The sequence below is a fragment of the Klebsiella sp. CN_Kp075 genome, from assembly GCF_040065055.2.
Lineage (GTDB): Bacteria > Pseudomonadota > Gammaproteobacteria > Enterobacterales > Enterobacteriaceae > Klebsiella > Klebsiella aerogenes.
Map to the genome: position 1 here is coordinate 1630576 of NZ_CM198050.1, position 22134 is coordinate 1652709.

At 56.4% G+C, this 22134-nt stretch carries 20 protein-coding genes and 1 pseudogene; 14 read left to right on the plus strand and 7 right to left on the minus strand.

Annotated features, from left to right (window positions below):
- Nucleotides 1-111 precede the first annotated feature (111 nt).
- Both mglA and mglC read left to right on the plus strand, forming a co-directional pair.
- Nucleotides 112-1632, plus strand: coding sequence for a galactose/methyl galactoside ABC transporter ATP-binding protein MglA (gene mglA, locus ABLV78_RS07795; RefSeq protein ID WP_015365712.1), 1521 nt, complete (start codon nucleotides 112-114; stop codon nucleotides 1630-1632).
- Between the two features lie 15 nt (nucleotides 1633-1647).
- Nucleotides 1648-2658: a galactose/methyl galactoside ABC transporter permease MglC gene (gene mglC, locus ABLV78_RS07800; RefSeq protein ID WP_015365713.1), complete on the plus strand. Its 1011-nt coding sequence runs from the start codon at nucleotides 1648-1650 to the stop codon at nucleotides 2656-2658.
- Between the two features lie 70 nt (nucleotides 2659-2728).
- On the opposite strand, the gene sanA is transcribed toward mglC, so the two are convergent.
- The 5 genes from sanA to ABLV78_RS07825 all read right to left on the minus strand — a co-directional run bounded on the left by sanA (nucleotide 2729) and on the right by ABLV78_RS07825 (nucleotide 6735).
- Nucleotides 2729-3445, minus strand: coding sequence for an outer membrane permeability protein SanA (gene sanA, locus ABLV78_RS07805; RefSeq protein WP_047044914.1), 717 nt, complete (start codon nucleotides 3443-3445; stop codon nucleotides 2729-2731).
- 169 nt (nucleotides 3446-3614) lie between these two features.
- Nucleotides 3615-4499 (minus strand): cytidine deaminase, encoded by an 885-nt coding sequence (gene cdd, locus ABLV78_RS07810; protein ID WP_047044911.1) that lies wholly within the window; start codon nucleotides 4497-4499, stop codon nucleotides 3615-3617.
- 127 nt (nucleotides 4500-4626) lie between these two features.
- Entirely contained in the window at nucleotides 4627-5322 is a 696-nt protein-coding gene (locus tag ABLV78_RS07815) for a CidB/LrgB family autolysis modulator (protein ID WP_015365717.1), read from the minus strand.
- The gene (locus ABLV78_RS07820) at nucleotides 5319-5717 is read right to left on the minus strand and encodes a CidA/LrgA family protein (protein WP_045376759.1); all 399 of its coding nucleotides are present in this window, start codon (nucleotides 5715-5717) and stop codon (nucleotides 5319-5321) included. Before ABLV78_RS07820 ends, ABLV78_RS07815 begins: the two co-directional genes overlap by 4 nt.
- Nucleotides 5718-5829: 112 nt before the next feature.
- Nucleotides 5830-6735 (minus strand): LysR substrate-binding domain-containing protein, encoded by a 906-nt coding sequence (locus ABLV78_RS07825; protein ID WP_045391285.1) that lies wholly within the window; start codon nucleotides 6733-6735, stop codon nucleotides 5830-5832.
- 127 nt (nucleotides 6736-6862) lie between these two features.
- On the opposite strand from ABLV78_RS07825, the gene mhbT reads away from it, so the two are divergent.
- The 9 genes and pseudogenes from mhbT (at nucleotide 6863) to ABLV78_RS07870 (ending at nucleotide 17305) form a co-directional block, all read left to right on the plus strand.
- Entirely contained in the window at nucleotides 6863-8221 is a 1359-nt protein-coding gene (gene mhbT / locus ABLV78_RS07830; RefSeq protein WP_047044907.1) for a 3-hydroxybenzoate transporter MhbT, read from the plus strand.
- Nucleotides 8222-8232: 11 nt separating this feature from the next.
- A complete protein-coding gene (gtdA, locus tag ABLV78_RS07835) occupies nucleotides 8233-9270 on the plus strand; it encodes a gentisate 1,2-dioxygenase (protein ID WP_047044904.1) in 1038 nt (345 codons plus the stop codon).
- A gap of 17 nt (nucleotides 9271-9287) precedes the next feature.
- Nucleotides 9288-9989: a fumarylacetoacetate hydrolase family protein gene (locus ABLV78_RS07840; protein ID WP_047044903.1), complete on the plus strand. Its 702-nt coding sequence runs from the start codon at nucleotides 9288-9290 to the stop codon at nucleotides 9987-9989.
- A gap of 8 nt (nucleotides 9990-9997) precedes the next feature.
- Nucleotides 9998-10642: a maleylacetoacetate isomerase gene (maiA, locus tag ABLV78_RS07845; RefSeq protein WP_015706104.1), complete on the plus strand. Its 645-nt coding sequence runs from the start codon at nucleotides 9998-10000 to the stop codon at nucleotides 10640-10642.
- Nucleotides 10643-10654: 12 nt separating this feature from the next.
- Nucleotides 10655-11848 (plus strand): 3-hydroxybenzoate 6-monooxygenase, encoded by a 1194-nt coding sequence (locus ABLV78_RS07850; RefSeq protein WP_047044900.1) that lies wholly within the window; start codon nucleotides 10655-10657, stop codon nucleotides 11846-11848.
- A 73-nt stretch (nucleotides 11849-11921) separates the two neighbouring features.
- The gene (gene dusC, locus ABLV78_RS07855; RefSeq protein WP_045391272.1) at nucleotides 11922-12854 is read left to right on the plus strand and encodes a tRNA dihydrouridine(16) synthase DusC; all 933 of its coding nucleotides are present in this window, start codon (nucleotides 11922-11924) and stop codon (nucleotides 12852-12854) included.
- A gap of 210 nt (nucleotides 12855-13064) precedes the next feature.
- On the plus strand, nucleotides 13065-13898 hold the full coding sequence (gene bglG, locus ABLV78_RS07860; protein WP_032712035.1) for a transcriptional antiterminator BglG: 834 nt from the start codon (nucleotides 13065-13067) through the stop codon (nucleotides 13896-13898).
- Nucleotides 13899-13926: 28 nt separating this feature from the next.
- A pseudogene (bglF, locus tag ABLV78_RS07865) lies at nucleotides 13927-15895 on the plus strand (PTS beta-glucoside transporter subunit IIABC).
- A 15-nt stretch (nucleotides 15896-15910) separates the two neighbouring features.
- Nucleotides 15911-17305: a glycoside hydrolase family 1 protein gene (locus ABLV78_RS07870; protein WP_045391264.1), complete on the plus strand. Its 1395-nt coding sequence runs from the start codon at nucleotides 15911-15913 to the stop codon at nucleotides 17303-17305.
- A gap of 39 nt (nucleotides 17306-17344) precedes the next feature.
- Here the strand turns inward: ABLV78_RS07870 and ABLV78_RS07875 are convergent, their stop codons facing one another.
- On the minus strand, nucleotides 17345-18079 hold the full coding sequence (locus tag ABLV78_RS07875; protein ID WP_047044892.1) for a class I SAM-dependent methyltransferase: 735 nt from the start codon (nucleotides 18077-18079) through the stop codon (nucleotides 17345-17347).
- A gap of 124 nt (nucleotides 18080-18203) precedes the next feature.
- On the opposite strand from ABLV78_RS07875, the gene mdtQ reads away from it, so the two are divergent.
- A complete protein-coding gene (mdtQ, locus tag ABLV78_RS07880; protein ID WP_047044888.1) occupies nucleotides 18204-19643 on the plus strand; it encodes a multidrug resistance outer membrane protein MdtQ in 1440 nt (479 codons plus the stop codon).
- 27 nt (nucleotides 19644-19670) lie between these two features.
- Here the strand turns inward: mdtQ and ABLV78_RS07885 are convergent, their stop codons facing one another.
- Nucleotides 19671-20264, minus strand: a complete 594-nt coding sequence (locus ABLV78_RS07885; protein ID WP_047044885.1) for a DedA family protein — start codon at nucleotides 20262-20264, stop codon at nucleotides 19671-19673.
- A 154-nt stretch (nucleotides 20265-20418) separates the two neighbouring features.
- Between ABLV78_RS07885 and ABLV78_RS07890 the strand changes: the two genes are divergently transcribed.
- Nucleotides 20419-21006 (plus strand): Yip1 family protein, encoded by a 588-nt coding sequence (locus tag ABLV78_RS07890; RefSeq protein ID WP_045391252.1) that lies wholly within the window; start codon nucleotides 20419-20421, stop codon nucleotides 21004-21006.
- Nucleotides 21007-21180: 174 nt separating this feature from the next.
- Nucleotides 21181-22131, plus strand: a complete 951-nt coding sequence (gene pbpG / locus ABLV78_RS07895) for a D-alanyl-D-alanine endopeptidase (RefSeq protein ID WP_161799877.1) — start codon at nucleotides 21181-21183, stop codon at nucleotides 22129-22131.
- Nucleotides 22132-22134: the final 3 nt, after the last annotated feature.

Sequence of the window (22134 nt, forward strand, 5' to 3'; positions counted from 1 at the left end):
ACATGCATTGCGGGCGCGTTCAGCGCGCCCGATTATTCCTGATACCGAAGCCGATTTTGCTGCGATATAACTTATCGTCGCGGATCGGCACGAACGCAGCCAGGTATAACTATGGTCAGCAATAATAGCGTACAGTCGGGCGAATATTTGTTGGAAATGAGCGACATCAACAAATCTTTCCCCGGCGTGAAAGCTCTTGATAATGTCAACCTGAAGGTTCGTCCGCACTCAATCCATGCATTAATGGGGGAGAATGGCGCGGGTAAATCGACATTATTAAAATGCTTATTTGGGATCTATCAAAAAGATTCCGGCAGTATTCTTTTTCAGGGAAAAGAGATCGATTTCCATTCGGCGAAAGAAGCCCTGGAGAACGGTATTTCAATGGTGCACCAGGAGTTAAACCTGGTTCTACAACGTTCGGTCATGGACAACATGTGGCTGGGGCGTTACCCCACCAAAGGTATGTTTGTCGATCAGGATAAAATGTATCGCGATACCAAAGCGATATTTGATGAACTGGATATTGATATTGACCCGCGCGCTCGCGTGGGGACGTTATCGGTATCGCAGATGCAGATGATTGAAATTGCGAAGGCGTTCTCCTATGACGCCAAAATAGTCATTATGGATGAGCCTACCTCATCGCTGACCGAAAAAGAGGTCAATCACCTGTTTAAAATAATCCGCAAGCTGAAAGAGCGTGGCTGCGGCATTGTTTATATCTCCCATAAAATGGAGGAGATATTCCAGCTCTGCGATGAGATTACTATCCTGCGCGATGGTCAGTGGATTGCCACCCAGCCGCTGGAAGGGCTGGATATGGATAAGATCATTGCGATGATGGTTGGCCGTTCGCTGAACCAGCGTTTTCCGGATAAACAAAACAAACCGGGCGAAGTAATCCTTGAAGTTCGTAACCTGACCTCGCTGCGCCAGCCGTCGATTCGCGATGTCTCGTTCGATCTGCATAAGGGCGAAATTCTCGGTATTGCCGGGCTGGTAGGCGCGAAGCGTACCGATATCGTTGAAACGCTGTTTGGCATCCGCGAAAAGGCCAGCGGCACTATTACCCTGCATGGTAAAAAAATTAATAACCATAGCGCTAACGAAGCGATTAACCACGGCTTTGCGCTGGTAACCGAAGAGCGTCGTTCGACGGGGATTTATGCTTATCTCGATATTGGTTTTAACTCGCTGATATCAAATATCAAGAAGTATAAAAACAAGGTCGGCCTGTTGGACAATTCACGGATGAAAAGCGATACCCAATGGGTTATCGATTCCATGCGTGTAAAAACGCCAGGTCATCAAACGCAAATCGGTTCGCTTTCCGGCGGGAATCAGCAGAAGGTTATTATCGGCCGTTGGTTATTAACCCAACCGGAAATATTAATGCTTGATGAACCGACCCGCGGAATTGACGTCGGCGCGAAATTTGAAATTTACCAGCTGATTGCCGAACTGGCTAAAAAAGATAAGGGCATCATTATTATCTCTTCTGAAATGCCGGAGCTGCTGGGAATTACCGACCGTATTCTGGTTATGAGCAACGGGCTGGTTGCCGGAATTGTTGAGACCAAAACCACGACGCAAAATGAAATTCTGCGTCTTGCATCATTGCACCTTTGAGATCAGGGGCTTTCCATGAGTGCGTTAAATAAAAAGAGTTTCCTCACTTACCTGAAAGAGGGTGGGATTTACGTTGTACTTTTGGTCTTGCTGGCCATTATTATTTTCCAGGACCCGACCTTCTTAAGTCTGCTGAACTTAAGTAACATTCTGACGCAATCCTCGGTACGTATTATCATCGCGCTCGGCGTCGCCGGGCTGATTGTTACTCAGGGGACCGACCTTTCCGCCGGACGTCAGGTGGGGCTGGCGGCGGTGGTGGCGGCTACCATGCTGCAGGCGGTGGATAACGCCAACAAGGTGTTCCCGGAGATGGCGACCATGCCGATCCCGTTGGTTATTCTGCTGGTTTGCGCAATTGGCGCGGTGATTGGCTTGATTAACGGTATCGTCATTGCCTATCTCAACGTGACGCCGTTTATCACTACCCTGGGGACGATGATTATCGTTTACGGTATCAACTCCCTGTACTACGACTTCGTCGGCGCGTCGCCGATTTCCGGTTTCGACAGCCACTTCTCGCAGTTTGCCCAGGGCTTTGTCGCTTTAGGTTCATTCCGCCTGTCGTACATTACTTTCTACGCGCTGATCGCTATCTTCTTCGTGTGGATCCTGTGGAATAAAACCCGTTTCGGTAAAAACATCTTCGCTATCGGCGGCAACCCGGAAGCGGCGCGTGTCTCCGGCGTTAACGTGGCGCTGAACCTGCTGATGATTTATGCCCTATCCGGGGTGTTTTACGCCTTCGGCGGGCTGCTGGAAGCCGGACGTATCGGTTCGGCGACCAACAACCTCGGCTTTATGTACGAACTGGATGCGATTGCTGCCTGCGTGGTGGGGGGCGTTTCCTTCAGCGGCGGCGTGGGTACGGTTTTCGGCGTGGTGACCGGGGTTATTATCTTTACCGTCATCAACTACGGTCTGACCTACATCGGCGTCAATCCATACTGGCAGTATATTATTAAAGGGGCGATTATCATCTTCGCCGTGGCGCTGGATTCACTGAAATACGCGCGTAAGAAATAAGATTGAACCCATACAAAACCCGCGCCTGGCGCGGGTTTTTTTATATCTCAAATCGACGAAACGACGGCGGCTATTTTTCTTTCTGTAGTTCCAGTAACTGCTCAGGCGTGACCGCCGGGTAGGATTGCGCATCCTCCGGAACTTCATGCTGCTGCGCCGGGATGGGGATCAGCGGCCCGAGGAAACGCGGTTCGCGTTTGAAGATATAGAGATCCGCCAGTGCGCCAAACCGGGCGCCAAACTCGCGCAGACGCACGGTCCACATATCCTTCGGCGAAGGCACCGCATAGCACTGCGCCTGAATCCCCATATGCAAGGCGATAAACAGCGCGCGCTCGCAGTGGAAGCGCTGGGTGATAATAATAAAATCGTTGGTATCGAACACTTTGCGGGTGCGCACGATCGAATCGAGGGTGCGGAAACCAGCGTAGTCCAGCACGATATCCGCCGGATCGACGCCGGCTTTGATCAGATCCCGGCGCATGGTCATCGGTTCGTTATAGCTTTGCAGGGCGTTGTCACCGCTTAACAGCAGATAATTAACCTTACCGCTATTGTAAGCGTTGAGCGCGCCCTGGATTCGGTAACGATAATACTGATTGATCACGCCGGTGCGATAATATTTGGCAGTACCCAACACCACGCCAACCTGGCGGTAGGGGAGTTCCTGCAGCTCATCGTAAATATAGGGCGCGGTTTTCCAGCTCATCCAGCGGTCAAGACCCAGCACGGTCAACAGCAGCAGGCCGAGCAGGACTAACAGGCTGTATAACACACGCTTTAACATGAACTTGACTCAATGGTGGACGAGGGAAGCTTCAGGCTACTTTACCCGCCGGGTAAGCGCAAGAAACCATCGTTTAATTGCGGGGATTTTCAGCAATATGGCAGATTACCGAATCCAGGCCGGATAAGCCAAAGGCGCATCCGGCAATCTGCTCAGGCTATCTGGCTAGTTAACCTAACAGCACGCGGTCGATATTCTGACAGCCCAACGCTTTCAGGGTTGCAACGGTCGCATCCCACTGGATAAGCGCGGCGTCGGCTTTCTCGGCTAACAGCGCGCGCTGGATATCCGGATAGTCGTAACCGTTAAGGCTCAGCAGGTTCAGCGCGCCCTGCAGCGGCGGTAGCGTCGGATTGAACGCCGCGTTTTCCGCGTAGCTGCCGCAGAAAATGGTGCCGTCTTTCAGCTCCAGCGCCACGCCGGAAGGGGAGTTGCTGTACGGCGCATGGCAGCGGTTCGCCGCCTGAATAGCCGCCTGCGTGAGCGCATCGCCGCTGAGGGGGAAGTCGTGATCCTGCTCATCCATCAGCAGAGTTTTAATCTCCAGATCTTTCGGACCAAAGGCGTCCGGCAGATAGTGCTGCAAGGAGTGCGCTTCGCGACCCGGCAGATGAATGCGCAGCGCCAGACCGCTGTTCAGTTCGTTCATAAACTGGCGACAGTGGCCGCAAGGCGTGTAGTTGACGGTAATGGCGCGCAGGGATTTTTCGCCGCGCAGCCAGGCGTGGCTGATGGCGCTCTGTTCCGCGTGGACGGTCTGCTGCATGGTGGCGCCGAGGAATTCCATGTTGCCGCCGAAATACCAGCGACCGCTCACGCCGCGGGCGATAGCGCCAACGTTAAAGTGAGAAAGATCGGCACGGGCGCAGGCGGCGGCAAGCGGCAGTAGCGCAAAGGCCAGCGCGTCTTCATCCAAACCTGTTGCTTGTTGTAGCGTCGCCACCTGATCGGCTTCGAGCAGCGCCGGGAAGTGCGGGTCTGCGAGCATCGGGGCGATGGCCGCCTGCAGGTCTGCCGCCAGATTAGTCAAAGCAGCTTGAAAACGAGAGTGCATAGCGTTGCCTCATAACAATGTAATGGGAAGCTAGTGTACGGGCCCGTACGGGCTCTATATGTGACATAAGTCTCATTGTTTGTGCAACGCTAATTTGTTGCATTTATAAGTGTGATGCATATCACATTTATCCAACAACAGCGACGATCACCGGGAACAGAAAAGGCGCGACCAGCGAGGTAATAATTCCGCACAGTACCAGCGCCAGCGAGCTAAATGCCCCTTCCTGGTAGTCCAGTTCGGCGCAACGGGCGGTGCCGAGGGCGTGCGAGGCAGTACCCATCGACAGGCCGCGGGATGCTTTAGTATGAATACGCATGGCGTTAAGCAGCGTATGGCCGAACACCGCGCCGAGGATGCCAACGAAAATGACGCACACGGCGCTAATCGCTGGAATACCGCCAATACTGCCGCTGACCGCCATGGCAATCGGCGTAGTGACGGATTTTGGCATGATGGAAGCGGCGATTTGCGGGGTGGCGCCCATCAGCAGAGCGACGGTAGTACCGGTGATCATCGCCACGCAGCTACCGATAAAGCAGATGGTGATGATGGATTTCCAACGCGCGCGGATCTGGTGCAGTTGTTCATACAGCGGAAAGGCCAGCGCGACCACCGCCGGCTGCAGTAGATCGTTAAGGATTTTGCTGCCGGCAAAATAGCGTTCATAAGAAATGCCGGTGACCAGCAGGAAAGGAATAATGACCACCATGGCGACCAGCAGCGGGTTGAGCAGCGGAAATTTAAACCGCGCCGCCAGCTTGCGGGCAAGGAAAAAGACAATCAGCGTTAACGGGAGCGACCACCACATTTCATGGATCATTTTTTACTTCCTTTTTGCCCGATGATTTTGCGTTCACCGTGGACCAGATGCGAGCTCCAGCTCACTACCAAAAAGACTAATAAGGTACTGACGGCGCAGGAGACCGCCACCGGCCCCAGCTGCGCGCGCAGCAAATCCCAGTACTGCATTACGCCGACGCCGATAGGCACGAACAGCAGCGCCATGTAGCGAATCAGGATGTTACAGCCGGGGTTGACCCACTGCGGCGGCATAATTTGCAGCGCCAGCAGCACGAACAAAATCAGCATGCCGATAATGCTGCCGGGAATTGTGATGGGCAGTAGCCCGGCGATAAAAATGCCCGCATACAAGCAGGCGTAAATCAGGACGAAAGCTCGCGCGTACTGCCAGATAATATTCAGCGACTTACTCATGGTAATAACCCTTGATGAACTGCCATTCATCATACAATTAAACCCTGAAATGTGCTACCGATCACATCATGAATTCTACGCATCGTCAGCATAGAAAATGGGAACAGCGGCCTTATTCTGCGAGGTAGTGCAGAAAACGAGTGAGCGCCAGCGATGGCACTTCGCTTTTGCGCCAGAACACCCCAACGCTACCTTTTTGTTCAATACGCGGCAAATTCAGAATCGCCAGTTGCCCATGTTCGGCGTAATGCTGCGCCAGCCGCAAAGAAAGAATAGAGATCATATCGCTGCTTTGCAGCAAATTGCTGGTGACATTCATTGAGGCCGACTCGATAGTATTCTCCGGCAGCATGACGCCGTTATCGACCAGCGCGTTATCAATACTCTGACGAATGGGCGTGCCTGTAGGCCAGACGATCCAGCGCCAGGCGGCAAGATCCGCCCAGCTCAGATGGGACCTGCTGGCCAGCGGATGATCGGGACGGGCGACGAAGCATACCGGTTCGGTATAGAGCACACGGTAGTTGAGCGGCAGTTCCAGCGCGCGCCCCCCAACACGTCCAACGACCACATCGACCACGCCGGAGAGCAGGTCGTGCAGCAGTGGCGTCATCACTTTTTCTTCGATATTCAGATGCAGGGTCGGCATCTCTTTAAGCAGGGCGAGGATGGCCTGCGCCACGCAGTCTGTCGCCACCGGCGAGCAGCCGATCATCAGGCTGCCGACCAGCCCGCCTTGTTTAAAGCGCTCGATCTCGTACTGCGAGCGCGACATGTCGTTGATTAGCCGCTGGGCGTGCTGAAGCAGCAGTTTGCCACCTTCCGAAGGGCGCAGGCCCTTACTGTGGCGCTCAAAGAGCGGCATGCCGACTTCTTCTTCAAATTGCGTCAGCCACTTAGAGAGTGCGGGCTGGGTAATATTCATCATTTTCGCGACCTGCGTGAGATTGCCTTGCTCACCCAGCGCCACCAGCATTTTCAAATGCTGCAGCTTCAACTTTTGCGTCCAGTTCGCCATCAGCCGATAACCTCCAGGTTATGTCTATGCCCGAAAAGCCATTGTACATTTCATCGCCATGGTTACAAAATCGCAACATAAAAGAAATAAATACAACATCTACCCTGACCTGCACTGAGGCATCATTATGGCTCAACGACGTGAACTACAGACGTTACTCAACGCAGCGCCGGTTGGCGCCCTGCAGTGGCGTGTGATTATTTGCTGTTTTCTGGTGGTGATGCTTGATGGTTTTGACACCGCCGCCATTGGTTTTATCGCCCCCGATATCCGCATTCACTGGCAACTGAGCGCCAGCGACCTCGCGCCGCTGTTTGGCGCCGGACTATTGGGATTGACCGCCGGGGCGCTGCTCTGCGGCCCGCTTTCTGACCGCTTTGGCCGAAAACGGGTGATTGAGTTCTGTGTCGCGTTGTTTGGCTTATTTAGCCTGCTCTCCGCGTTCTCGACGAATCTTGAAATGCTGGTGATCCTGCGTTTTCTCACCGGTCTGGGATTGGGCGGGGCGATGCCCAACACCATTACCATGACTTCGGAATATCTGCCGGCTCGCCGCCGCGGGGCGTTAGTAACCTTGATGTTCTGCGGCTTCACGCTGGGTTCGGCGCTGGGCGGCGTGGTGAGCGCCCAACTGGTGGCGCATATCGGCTGGCACGGCATTCTGGCCTTAGGCGGCATCCTGCCGCTGCTGCTGGCCGTCGCGCTGCTGTGGGCGCTGCCGGAATCGCCGCGCTGGCAGGTTCGCCGCGGACTGCCGCAGGCGACCATCGCCAAAACCGTTAGCGCCATCACCGGCGAGCGCTATTCCGAAACCCATTTCTGGCTGGATGAACCGGCGGCCGGGCCGAAAGGCAGCATTAGCCAGCTGTTTGTCGGCCGCCAGTTGACAATCACCTTGATGCTCTGGGTGGTGTTCTTTATGAGCCTGCTGATTATCTATTTGCTCTCCAGCTGGATGCCGACGCTGCTTAACCATCGTGGTATCGATTTGCAGCACGCTTCGTGGGTGACCGCCGCGTTTCAGGTGGGCGGCACGCTCGGCGCACTGTTGCTCGGTATCCTGATGGACCGTTTCAATCCCTTCCTTGTGCTGGCGCTGAGTTACTGCCTGGGCGCGTTGTGCATCGTGATGATCGGTTTAAGCGAAAACGGTTTGTGGCTGATGGCGCTGGCGATTTTCGGCACCGGAATCGGCGTGAGTGGTTCGCAGGTAGGCCTGAATGCGCTGACTGCCACGCTTTATCCTACTCAGAGCCGCGCGACCGGTGTCAGCTGGTCCAACGCCGTCGGCCGCTGCGGCGCCATCGTTGGTTCGCTCTCCGGCGGCATGATGATGGCGATGAATCTCTCTTTCGACACGCTGTTTTACGTTATAGCGGTACCGGCGGCGATCGGCGCGGTGATGCTCATCCTGCTGATGCTGGCGGTTCGCCGCCCTGGAACTGTACCCGACGCGTTGCCCTCTGCCGGTATCGCGAATAAATGAGGAGAATAATAATGACGCCATCTACTCCGCAATCGAACCGCAATCGTCAGCAGTTCTATCAGCATATCGCTGGACAGAATCTGACGCCGCTGTGGGAATCGTTGCACCATCTGGTGCCGCAAACGCCGAATGCCAACTGCGCCCCGGCGTACTGGAACTATCAGGAAATTCGCCCGCTGCTGCTGGAAAGCGGGCAGTTAATCGGCGCTAAAGAGGCGGTGCGTCGGGTACTGGTGCTGGAGAACCCGCAGCTGCGCGGCCAGTCGTCCATTACCGCGTCGCTGTATGCCGGCCTGCAGCTCATCATGCCGGGCGAGGTGGCGCCGAGCCACCGTCACAATCAGTCGGCGCTGCGCTTTATCGTGGAAGGCCACGGCGCGTTTACCGCCGTCGACGGCGAGCGCACGCCAATGCGCCCCGGCGATTTTATTCTGACTCCGCAGTGGCGCTGGCACGATCACGGCAATCCTGGCGATGAACCGGTGGTCTGGCTCGATGGTCTCGATTTACCGCTGGTCAACTATCTCGGCTGCGGTTTTGCTGAAGATTATCCGCAGGAGCAGCAGCCGGTGACGCGTAAAGAGGGCGACTACCTGCCGCGCTACGCTGCCAACATGTTGCCGCTGCGCCATCAGGTGGGAAATTCCTCGCCGATCTTTAACTACAGCTACGACCGTAGCCGCGAGGCGCTGCATGACCTGACCCATCTTGGCGAGGCCGACGAATGGGACGGCTACAAGATGCGCTACGTCAACCCGGTCACCGGCGGCTATCCGATGCCCTCGATGGGCGCTTTCCTGCAACTGTTGCCGAAAGGGTTCCGGTCGCGGGTGGCGAAAACCACCGACAGTACCATCTACCACGTAGTGGAAGGTAGCGGCCAGGTGACGATTGGCGAACAAACCTTCGCATTCCAGCCGAAAGACATCTTCGTGGCGCCAACCTGGCACGGCGTATCGTTCAACGCCTGCGAAGAGTGCGTGTTATTTAGCTTCTCGGACCGTCCGGTACAGGAGGCCTTAGGCCTGTTCCGCGAAGCGCGTTATTAATAAGAAGGAAAACCATCATGACTCAATACGTTTTTGCTCCCCAGGCGCCGATTAGTCTCCCCGTTGTTGGCAGCGATGAGCAGTTCCCGGTGCGCCGCGTGTACTGTGTTGGCCGTAACTATGCCGCCCACGCCCGTGAAATGGGCTTCGATCCGGATCGCGAACCGCCGTTCTTCTTTTGCAAACCGGCGGATGCGGTTGTGCCGGTGGCGGCTGGCGAAACGCTGGATCTGCCGTATCCGGCGCAGACCGACAACTATCACTACGAGATTGAGCTGGTGGTCGCCATCGGCAAGGCGGGACGCGACATCCCGCTGGAGCAGGCGCAGGAATATATCTGGGGCTATGCCACCGGACTCGATATGACCCGCCGCGACCGCCAGATGGAGATGCGCCAGATGGGGCGCCCGTGGGAAATAGGTAAAGCATTCGATCTTTCCGCTCCTGTCGCGCCGCTGCATAAAGCCGCCGAGGCGCGCGAGGTGAATCAAGCCGGGATCTGGCTGCAGGTGAATGGTGAAGATCATCAGCGTAGCGATATACGCCACCTCATCTGGTCAGTAAATGAAACCATCAGCTATCTGTCGGGCTTTTTTGAACTGCAGCCCGGCGATCTGATTTTCACCGGCACGCCGGAAGGCGTCGGCGCGGTGGTGAAGGGCGATGTGATTACCGGCAACGTAGACGGACTGACGCCTATCGCCGTTCGCGTGGTGTGAGGTGAACAATGAAGCTGTACAGTTTTTTTAATAGCTCTGCCTCATACCGGGTGCGCATCGCACTGGCCCTCAAGGGTATCGATTATCAGAGCGTGGGGGTGAATATCCGCATCGGGGCGCAGAATGCGCTGGAGTACCGGCGGCTCAATCCGGTGGGGCTGGTGCCGACGCTTATCACCGATGACGGTGAATCGCTGGGCCAGTCGCTGGCGATAGTTGACTGGCTTGACCGCCACTACCCACAGATGCCGCTGCTGCCGCAGGAGGATCCGGCGCGGATGCGGGTGCTGGAGATGGTCTACGCCATCGCCTGCGATATTCATCCGATTAATAACATGCGGGTTTTACGCTATCTTAGCGACGAGCTGAAGGTCAGCGAAGCGGACAAAAAACGCTGGTATGCCCACTGGATCCAGCAGGGGCTGAGCGCGCTGGAGCAACTGCTGCGACAATCGAAATCCGGCGCTTTCTGCGTCGGCGATAGGCCAACGCTCGCCGACTGTTGTCTGGTGCCGCAATGGGCCAACGCGCAGCGGATGGGGTGCGATCTGAGCCATTATCCGCGCTGCCAGGCGGTTTACGACGCCTGTACCCGGCTACCGGCGTTTATTGCCGCCGCGCCGGAAAATCAACAAGACAAAATTCCGGCCTAGGGAGGAAGGAAAATGGCGAAAGTGACGCGAGCAATTATCGTCGGCGGCGGCATTGGCGGCGCGGCGACGGCGCTCTCTCTGGCGCGCCAGGGAATCAAAGTAATGCTGCTGGAAAAGGCGCATGAAATCGGTGAAATCGGCGCCGGTATTCAACTGGGGCCGAATGCGTTTTCAGCGCTGGATAGCCTCGGCGTCGGCGAAATGGCGCGCCAGCGCGCGGTGTTTACCGACCATATCACGATGATGGATGCGGTGAATGGGGAAGAGGTGGTGCGTATCGAGACCGGCCAGGCCTTCCGTGACCATTTCGGCGGCCCGTATGCGGTGATCCATCGGGTGGACATTCACGCCACAGTCTGGGAAGCCGCGCTGACCCATCCCGGCGTGGAATACCGGACTTCAACTCAGGTGGTGGATATCCGCCAGACCGCCGATGACGTGACGGTCTTTGATGACAAAGGCAACAGCTGGACCGCCGATATTCTGCTGGGCTGCGACGGCGTGAAGTCAGTGGTGCGCCAGAGTCTGCTCGGCGATGCGCCGCGGGTCACCGGCCACGTGGTGTACCGCGCGGTGATCGAGGCGGCCGACATGCCGGAAGACCTGCGGATTAACGCGCCGGTGCTGTGGGCCGGGCCGCATTGTCATCTGGTGCATTATCCGCTGCGCGGCGGCAAACAGTACAACCTGGTGGTCACCTTCCATAGCCGCGAAAGTGAAGAGTGGGGCGTGCGCGACGGAAACAAAGAAGAGGTGCTTTCTTACTTTAAAGGGATTCATCCCCGCCCGCGGCAAATGCTCGACAAACCAACGTCCTGGCGCCGCTGGTCTACCGCCGACCGCGAGCCGGTTGCAAAGTGGGGCAACGATCGCATTACTCTGGTCGGCGATGCCGCACACCCGGTGGCGCAGTATATGGCGCAAGGCGCCTGCATGGCGCTGGAGGATGCGGTAACGATAGGCAAAGCGCTGCAACAGTGCGACGGCGACGCCGCTCGCGCCTTCGCGCTGTACGAGTCGGTGCGTATTCCGCGTACCGCGCGAATTGTCTGGTCAACTCGTGAAATGGGGCGGATTTATCACGCGGCGGGGGTCGAACGGCAGGTACGTAATCTTCTATGGAAGGGCAAAACGCAGGATGAATTTTACCGCGGTATCGAGTGGCTTTACGGCTGGAAAGAGGATAACTGCCTCGCACCACGCTAAGGTCTGATATTGAGATCTTTAAACCGACGCACAGAGGCGCTACCATAGCGCCTCTTTTTTTCCGGGTAACGATATGCGTGTATTACTGGCGCCAATGGAAGGCGTGCTCGATTCGCTGGTGCGCGAGCTGCTGACCGAGGTTAATGATTACGATCTGTGCATCACCGAATTTCTGCGCGTGGTGGATCAACTGCTGCCGGTAAAATCGTTCTACAGACTGTGCCCGGAACTGCACCATCAAAGTCGCACTCCGTCCGGCACCCGCGTGCGCGTGCAATTGTTGGGGCAATACCCGCAATGGCTGGCGGAAAACGCCGCCCGCGCGGTGGAGCTTGGCTCTTGGGGCGTGGATTTAAACTGCGGTTGTCCATCGAAGCTGGTGAACGGCAGCGGCGGCGGCGCAACGTTACTGAAAGATCCCGAGCTTATCTATCGCGGGGCGAAAGCCATGCGCGAAGCGGTTCCCGATCACCTGCCGGTGACGGTGAAAGTTCGCCTCGGCTGGGACAGCGGCGAACGGCGCTTCGAAATCGCCGACGCGGTACAGCAGGCGGGCGCCAGCGAGCTGGTGGTGCATGGCCGCACCAAAGAGGATGGTTACAAAGCTGAACGCATCAACTGGCAGGCCATCGGCGAAATCCGCCAGCGCCTGACTATTCCGGTGGTTGCTAACGGCGAAATCTGGGACTGGCAAAGCGCGCAGGAGTGCATGGCCGCTACCGGCTGTGATTCAGTGATGATTGGCCGCGGCGCGCTCAACGTGCCGAATCTCAGCCGGGTAATCAAATACAATGAACCGCGTATGCCGTGGCCGCAGGTGGTTGAGTTACTCAAAAAATATACCCAGCTGGAAAAGCAGGGGGATACCGGTTTATATCACGTAGCGCGCATTAAGCAGTGGCTGGGCTATTTACGCAAAGAATACACGGAAGCGCTTGGCCTCTTTAATGAAATTCGCACCTTGCAAACCTCAGCAGAGATAGCGAAAGCGATTGCACGTTATTAGATAAGGCGGTGTTATTCCGTACGCACTTTAGTAATTAGCACTTATTCCTGCACGATACGACGCGAGCTGTATCACGTTTTTATTCCCTCGCGCTTGAGTCGTCACAAGAAGTTGATACAGTGCAATAGTTGGATTGCTACTGCTTCGGCAGGCGAAACCTGATTACCTGGCATTTGTCGGGGGTCAGGTTTTTTTGTTTCTGGGGTTCATATGCTAATCGCCAAAGTACTTAATAATAACGTGGTGGTAGTGGTCAACGAGCAGCAGCGCGAACAGGTGGTGATGGGGCGAGGGCTGGCCTTTCAAAAGCGCGTGGGCGACTCGTTGGACGAAAGTAAAATTGAAAAAGTCTTCGCCTTACAAAGCGATGAACTGGTTGGCCGCTTAGGCGAATTACTCAGTCAGATACCGTTAGAAGTGATGACCACCTGCGATCGTATCATCGAGCTGGCCCGCGGGCGGTTGGGAAAGTTACAAGAAAGTTTATACATCACCTTAACTGACCACTGCCACTTTGCCATCGAGCGGCAGAAAAACGGCGTCGCGATTCGCAACGTGCTGTTGTGGGAGATTAAACGGCTGTATCCGAAGGAGTTCGAACTGGGTCAGGAGGCGAGGGCCATCATCGCCCGCCGGCTGGGCGTCGAGCTTGCCGAGGATGAAGCCGGGTTTATCGCTTTGCATCTGGTGACGGCGCAGCTCAACAGCGAAATGCCGGAAGTGATGCACGTAACGCGGGTGATGCAGGAGATCCTGCAACTGGTGAAGTATCAGCTGCAGCTTAACTACGATGAAGAGTCGCTCAGCTACCAGCGCTTTGTGACCCATCTGAAGTTTTTCGCCCAGCGCATGTTAACGCGAACGGTAGTGCAGGATGACGACGTTACGCTGCACAGTGCGGTGAAAGATAACTACGCCAAAGCGTGGAAGTGCGCGGAAACGGTGGCGAAGCACCTGCAAAAGAATTATCAACGGGCGCTGACCACCGAAGAGATTATGTTTCTTGCCATTCATATCGAGCGGGTAAGAAAAGAGGGGCGTTAATCCCCCCACAAAACTGGATTGTTACTGCATGATGCAGGCAAAACCTGAGCGCGACGCCAACCGGCGTGGTTCTCGGGTTTTTTTTATTTTTACTACTCAGTCGCCGGTTGTCTGTGGGCAGCGGCAGTAAGGAAAAGAGCATGGAATATAAAGCACTCGCGCAGGATATTCTTCACCGCGTCGGCGGCAAAGAGAATATTGTGAGTCTGGTTCACTGCGCGACACGTCTGCGTTTCAAATTGAAAGATAACGCGAAGGCCGATGCCGAAGGGCTGAAGGCGAACCCTGGTGTGATCATGGTAGTCGAAAGCGGCGGCCAGTTTCAGGTGGTCATCGGTAACCATGTCCACGATGTCTGGCTGGCAGTGCGCCAGCAGGCGGGGTTAAGTGACGACAGCGAACCGGTGCCGCAGGAGAAAGCGGCGAAAAGCTCGGTATTAAGTCAGCTGATCGACATCATCTCCGGCATCTTTACCCCTTTTATTGGCGTGATGGCGGCGACGGGTCTGCTGAAAGGACTGCTGGCGCTGGCGCTAACCTGCGGATGGCTCACGCCGCAGCAGGGGACCTATAAAATCTGGTTTGCCGCCAGCGACGCGCTGTTCTTTTTCTTCCCGCTGTTTCTTGGCTACACCGCCGGCAAAAAGTTTGGCGGCAACCCGTTTATCTCAATGGTGATCGGCGGCGCGTTAACCCACCCGCTAATGATGCAGGCCTTTGAAGCCAGTCAGACGGGGGCGCCCGTGGAGCATTTTCTCGGTATACCGGTGACCTATATCAATTATAGCTCCTCGGTGATCCCGATTATTCTTGCCTCCTGGGTCTGCTGCTGGCTCGAACGGAAGAGTAACGCGGTGCTGCCGTCGGCGATGAAGAACTTTTTTACCCCGGCAATCTGTCTGGCGGTGGTAGTGCCGCTGACCTTTCTGGTGATAGGCCCGCTGGCGACCTGGCTGAGCCACATGATTGCCAATGGCTATCAGGTTATCTACGTTTTTGCCCCATGGCTGGCAGGCGCAGTGCTGGGCGCGCTATGGCAAGTATGCGTTATCTTCGGCCTGCACTGGGGGCTGATACCGTTGATGATCAATAACATGACCGTGTTGGGGCATGATTCCATGCTGCCGATCATTCTGCCGGCGGTGATAGCCCAGGTGGGCGCCGTGCTGGGGATACTGCTGGCCACGCGCGATTCGCGTCAGCGGATGCTGGCAGGTTCCGCGTTTTCCGCCGGGCTGTTTGGCATTACTGAGCCTGCCATTTATGGCCTGACGCTGCCGTTACGTCGCCCGTTTATCTTCGGATGTATCGCCGGCGCGATTGGCGGCGCGATTACCGCCTTCAGTAATAGCTACGCCTACTCCTTTGGGGTGCCGAACATTTTCTTTCCGGCGCAGATGATCCCGCCCGGCGGCATTGATTTTAGCGTGTGGGGCGGTCTCATTGGCACCGGCGTGGCTTTCATTCTCGCCTGCGTATTGACCTTCTTCGCCGGCTTGCCGCGCAGCCAGGCAGAACAGGCGGTCGTCGTCGCGCCCGCGGCGGAAAACGATATTCTGGCGCCGATGTCCGGCAGCGTGCTGGCCCTCGATCAGGTGCCGGATAGCACCTTCGCCAGCGGCCTGCTGGGCAAAGGCGTAGCCATTATTCCGGCGGTGGGCAAGGTCATTGCCCCGTTTTCTGGCGAGGTCGCCTCACTGTTTCAGACTAAACACGCTATCGGCCTGCTGAGCGACAGCGGCATTGAGCTACTGATCCACGTCGGCATTGATACCGTCAAACTCGACGGCGTACCGTTTACCGCCCATGTCAAAGAGGGGGACAAAGTTCAGGCCGGCGATCTGCTGCTGGAGTTCGATCGTCAGGCCATTCTGGACGCCGGTTACGACCTGGCGACCCCGATTATTATCAGCAACAGCGATGATTACCGCAGCGTTGAGATTGTGTCCGCGAGCGTCGTGGATGCCGGCCAGCCGCTGTTGTCCGTTAGCCATTAATCACAGGAGAGAGCGATGAAAACATTCCCGCAGGGCTTTTTATGGGGCGGCGCCACCGCGGCAAATCAGGTCGAAGGCGCATATCTGGAAGATGGCAAAGGTTTATCCACCTCCGACGTGCAGCCGCAGGGGGTATTCGGCGACGTCGTGGAGCGCGTCGCCGGCGACAGCGGTATTAAAGATGTGGCGATCGATTTTTACCATCGTTACCCGCAGGATATCGCGCTGTTTGCTGAGATGGGCTTCAACTGTCTGCGGGTCTCGATCGCCTGGACGCGTATCTTCCCGAACGGCGATGACGCCGAGCCGAACGAAGCCGGGCTGGCCTTCTACGACAAACTGTTTGCCGAGATGGCCGCGCACAACATCACTCCGCTGGTGACGCTATCTCATTACGAAATGCCGTGGGCGCTGGTGAAAAACTATGGCGGCTGGGGCAGCCGCGAGGTGATTGGCTTTTTCGAGCGCTACGCCCGGACGGTATTCAGTCGCTATAAAAATCAGGTCAAGCTGTGGCTCACTTTTAACGAAATTAATATGTCACTGCATGCGCCAATGACCGGCGTCGGCCTGCCGGCCGGTAGCAGTAAAGGCGAAGTCTATCAGGCTATCCACCACCAGCTGGTGGCCAGCGCGCTGGCGGTCAAAGCCTGTCATGAACTGGTACCGCAAGGGAAAATTGGCAATATGCTGCTCGGCGGGTTGATGTATCCGCTGAGCTGCAAGCCGGAAGATGTCTTTGAAACGCTGCAGCAAAACCGCAGCTGGCAGTTCTTCGGCGATGTGCAGTGCCGTGGCGCCTATCCGGGCTACATGCAGCGCTATTTCCGCGAAAACGATATTACGCTGACCATCACCGACGACGACCGGGAAGCGCTGAAAGAGACCGTCGATTTTATCTCCTTTAGCTACTATATGACCGGCTGCGTCACCGCCGATGAAGCGCTGAACCAGCAGGCGCGCGGCAACATTCTCAGCATGGTGCCGAACCCGCATCTGGCAAGCTCAGAGTGGGGCTGGCAGATAGACCCGCTGGGGCTGCGTACGCTGTTGAACGTACTGTGGGACCGCTATCAGAAGCCGTTATTTATCGTTGAAAATGGTCTGGGGGCGAAGGATAAAATCGAAGCCGACGGCAGCATCAACGATGACTATCGCATCAGCTATCTCAACGATCATCTGGTGCAGGCGCGCGAAGCCATTGCTGACGGCGTCGAACTGATGGGCTTTACCAGCTGGGGGCCAATCGATCTGGTTAGCGCGTCGAAGGCCGAGATGTCAAAGCGCTACGGTTTTATCTATGTCGATCGTGACGATCGCGGGCAGGGGACGCTCGAACGGCGTAAGAAGAAAAGCTTCGCCTGGTATCAGGCGGTGATTGCCAGCAACGGCGGTAGTCTGCAGGAATAAGCTGTTCGGCGGCCCGGTTTTTTCCGGGCCGCATGCCGTTTAAGCCGGTTTACCGGCGCGCAGTAAAAAGATCATCGGACGCTCTTTCTCTTCCTCGAGCGCCGGTTGGGCGGCGATTTGCTCGGCGCTCGGGCCCCACTCATCAAGCTGCTCCAGCACAAAACCGGCGGCGATAAGCGCGTTAATCCAGCTTGAGAGTTTGCGATGCTGTTTAATCACCCCCTCGGCAAACCAGTTGCTGATACGTTCGCCTTCCTGCTGATAGTGGCTCACCGGCCAGCGTTTTTGCCCCTGTTCATCTACCTGCCAACCCTGCTGCAGCGGCGCGGTATAGATGGGGTGTTCGGCGGAAAAGACCAGCGTACCGCCGGGAACCAGCGCCTGATAGAGCATAGCGAACAGCGGCGCGACGTCCGGCAGATAATGCAGCGCCAGCGAACTGTAGACCAGATCGCAGCTATCCGCAGGCAGCGTCAGGGTTTGCAGGTCGGCGCAGCGATATTCGATAGTCTCGCCGGTGGTCATCTCTCGCGCCCGCTCCAGCATCCGGCTGGAGAGATCGAAACCGATTATCTGTTTTGCTCCCTGTTGCTGCGCCCAGCGGCAAAACCAGCCGTATCCGCAGCCGAGATCGACCACCCGCAGGCCATCTAACGCCGGCAGCAGGCGCTGAATTGCCGGCCACTCCGGCGCGCCGTCAAGCCCCTTCACCGAGCGGTCAAGGGTGGCGTAACCGGCAAAGAAACCGGGATCGTCATAAATGTTCTGACTCATTGCAACTCCAATAATAACTTTGTTTATTTTTAGCTGGCTCATTGTCAATGCACACGCTTTACTTAACGACCGTCATTCAATTAATTTATGATGACCAACCTTTATAAGTAACCCGACCTGAAGAATGAATCTTACACTGAGCAAAAGCGTGCTGGCGGCACTGCCACTGGCCATCGCGCTGGCTGGCTGCGCGCCATCGCATGACATTGGCGGCCCTTTAAAGCAGCAAACCCCGGCATCTCACGTTTCGATGGATCTGCCCGCCGCCGTAAAAAATGGCTGGCCGCATACCGACTGGTGGAAAGATTACCACGATGCCCAACTGGATAATCTGATTCAGCGCGCGTTAGCTAATGCTCCGGATATGCAAATTGCCGCGCAGCGCATCAAGCTGGCCGAAGCGCAGGCGCGAATGTCTCAGGCGAATCTCGGTCCGGAGATGGATTTCTCCGCCGATATCGAACGACAGAAAATGTCCGCGGAAGGCCTGATGGGGCCATTCGCCACCGACACCGACGGCAATACCGGACCCTGGTATACCAACGGTACCTTTGGCCTGACCGCCGGTTGGGATCTGGACCTGTGGGGGAAAAACCGCGCGCTGGTGAAAGCGCGCATCGGCGAAGTGAAAGCCCAGCTCGCCGAGCAGGCGCAGACCCGCGAGCTGCTGGCCAGCAGCGTGGCGCGCCTGTACTGGCAGTGGCAGACCGAAGCGGCGGTAAAAACGGTGCTGCAGCAGGTTAAAAGCGAACAGAATAATATTGTGAGCGTCGATACCGCGCTCTATCAGCGTGGCATCACCAACTCCGCCGAAGGGGCGGAGAACGACATTAACGTCAGCAAAACCGATCAGCAGTTGGCCGACGTGGCGGGTAATATGAAAGAGATTGAAGCGCGGCTGATGGCGTTAACCAACAGCCAGAGCCAGTCGCTCAATCTGCGAGCGGCGCCGCTGCCCGCGGTCAGCGCGCAGATGCCGAGCGAACTGGGCTATGAACTGCTGGCCCGCCGTCCGGATCTGCAGGAAGCCCACTGGTATATCGAATCCTCGCTGAGCGAAATTGATGCGGCGAAAGCGGCGTTTTATCCGGATATCAACCTGATGGCGTTCCTGCAGCAGGATGCGCTGCATTTAAGCGATCTGTTCCGCCACTCGGCGCAGCAGATGGGCGTGACCGCCGGGCTGACGCTGCCTATCTTTGATAGCGGCAGGTTGAACGCCAATCTCGATATCGCCAGCGCGCAGAACGGCCTGTCGATCGCTAAATACAACAAAGCCGTAGTCGATGCGGTGAACCAGGTGGCGAAAACCGCAAGCCAGGTAGAGACGCTGATGGAGAAAAACCAGCAGCAGCAGCAGGTGGAGAAAGATGCGCAGCGGGTGGTCAATCTCGCCCAGGCGCGGATGAATGCGGGAATCTTACCCGGCTCCCGCGTGAGCATGGCGAAGCTACCTGCGCTACAGGAGCGAATCACCGCCCTGCGTCTGCACGGCCAGTGGCTGGACGCCAGCATTCAGCTGACTTCCGCACTGGGCGGCGGTTATCACCAGACGACGAAATAACGGCGTCAATAGCGGCGCGCGGCGCCGCTATTCATTATCATCCTCTGTATCTTCCGCTTTTCTTTTCGCTTCCCGGCGTTTCAGCCACAGATGAGCTCCGACTACCAGCGCCACCACCAGGATCAGCCAGACCCAGTGTTTGATGTGCTGATCGAGATGATGTAGCCATGGGCCTATCGCCTCGCCGCCAAGGTAGCCGAGGGTGGTAAAAATCAGCGCCCAAACGATGGCGCCGAAAATATTCAGCGGCAGAAAAATTTTCGGCGGCAAGCGACTGGCGCCGATCAAGACCGGGCCGATAACCCGAAAGCCGTACATAAAGCGGGTGCCGATAACGAACAGATAGGGATGCCGCTGAATCAGGCGCTGCGCTTTCCGGATCCGCGCCTTCTGCCGCGAGAAGCGACGCAGTAGCTTGCCGCCGAACTGGCGCCCCAGAAAATAGAGTAGCTGATCGCCGATCATGCCGCCTAAGGCTACGGCAACGACCACCAAAGGAAACTTCAATAGACCCTGATGCGCCGCCACGCCGCCAAGGATGGTGATGGTTTCACCTTCTGCGATGCTGCCGATAACCAGCGCCGCGTAGCCGTATTGGGAAATCAGGTGATTGATATCCATATAAACATAAACTCCTACTATTACCAGTCCCTTAATCATACACCCTGATGATTAAAACGGTCTGAAGCGCATTTTTATCGCTGTACACAAAATAATCTACAGAGTGAATTATACTTGGATCAGTGCTGTACGAAGCCGTGACAAGGGGGACGCTATGAACCATGTCTGGGGACTCTTCTCTCATCCTAATCAAGAGATGAGCGTGATCAAGAGTGAAAATGAAACCATTTCGCACCATTATACCCACCATGTGCTGGTGATGGCGGCGGTTCCGGTTATCTGCGCCTTTATCGGTACGACGCAGCTCGGCTGGAACTTCGGCGACGGCACGGTGATTAAGCTTTCACTGATGACCGGGTTGGTATTAGCGGTACTGTTTTATGCCGTGATGCTGGCCGGGGTGGCGGTGATGGGGCGGGTGATCTGGTGGATGGCCAGGAGCTATCCGCAACAGCCGTCGCTGAAACGCTGTATGGTCTTTGCCGGCTACGTCGCGACGCCGCTGTTTTTAAGCGGGATCGTGGCGCTCTATCCGCTGGTATGGCTGTGCGCGTTAATAGGCACCATCGCGCTGTTTTACACCGGTTATCTGCTGTATCTGGGTATTCCGACCTTTCTGAGTATTAATAAGGAAGAGGGGCTCAGCTTCGCCAGCTCAACCCTGGCTATCGGGGTGCTGGTGCTGGAAGTGCTGCTGGCGATCACCGTCGTGCTGTGGGGCTACGGGTACCGACTCTTCTAATCAGATGCATTGCCGGCAGAAATGAATAATTATGTCGGCAATGCAGCATTTACTCACGATTCTTATTGGCCTCAGGGCGTTATGACGCGGTATGATGGCGTTTGCCAGCGGCGTAGCCCACTTTACGCCGCGGCGTACGTTCAATAGCGTGCAAAAATACTTTTCAGAATGCCCATGATGCCGAATTTTCGAATTTCCTTGCTCAGCCTGACTTTGCTGCTGGCTGTGCCTTTTGCGCCCCAGGCGATAGCAAAAACCAGCGCGGTAACCGCCGCTTCCCAGCCGGATATCGCTTCCGGTAGCGCGATGATCGTCGATCTGGCGACCAAGAAAATCATCTACGCCAGCCAGCCCGATTTGGTGCGCCCGATGGCGTCGATCACCAAAGTAATGACCGCCATGGTGGTGCTGGATGCGCATTTACCGTTGGACGAGATGCTGACCGTTGATATCAGCCAGACGCCGGAGATGAAAGGTATCTATTCCCGCGTGCGTCTTAACAGCCAAATCAGCCGCCGCAATATGCTGCTGCTGGCGCTGATGTCCTCGGAAAACCGCGCCGCCGCCAGCCTGGCGCACCACTATCCTGGCGGTTATAACGCTTTTATCCGCGCGATGAACGCCAAAGCGCAGGCGCTGGGGATGACCCATACACGCTATGTTGAGCCGACCGGCCTGTCGGTGCATAACGTCTCCACGGCGCGCGATCTGACTAAGCTGCTGATCGCCAGCGAACAATATCCGCTGATCGGCCAGCTAAGCACCACCAAAGAAGATACCGCCACCTTTGCGCATCCGGCTTATACCTTGCCGTTCCGCAATACCAACCATCTGGTGTATCGCGATAACTGGAATATTCAGCTGACCAAAACCGGCTTTACTAACGCCGCCGGCCACTGCCTGATTATGCGTACGGTGATTAATCAACGCCCGGTGGCGCTGGTGGTAATGGACGCGTTTGGCAAATACACCCATTTTGCCGACGCCAGTCGTTTACGGACCTGGATTGAAACCGGCAAGGTGATGCCGGTTCCGGCCTCCGCATTGAGCTATAAAAAGCAGCGCGAAGCGCAGATGGCGGAAGCGATGCTGAAAGGCGGCACGCAGACCGCGCAGAACGATTAATTT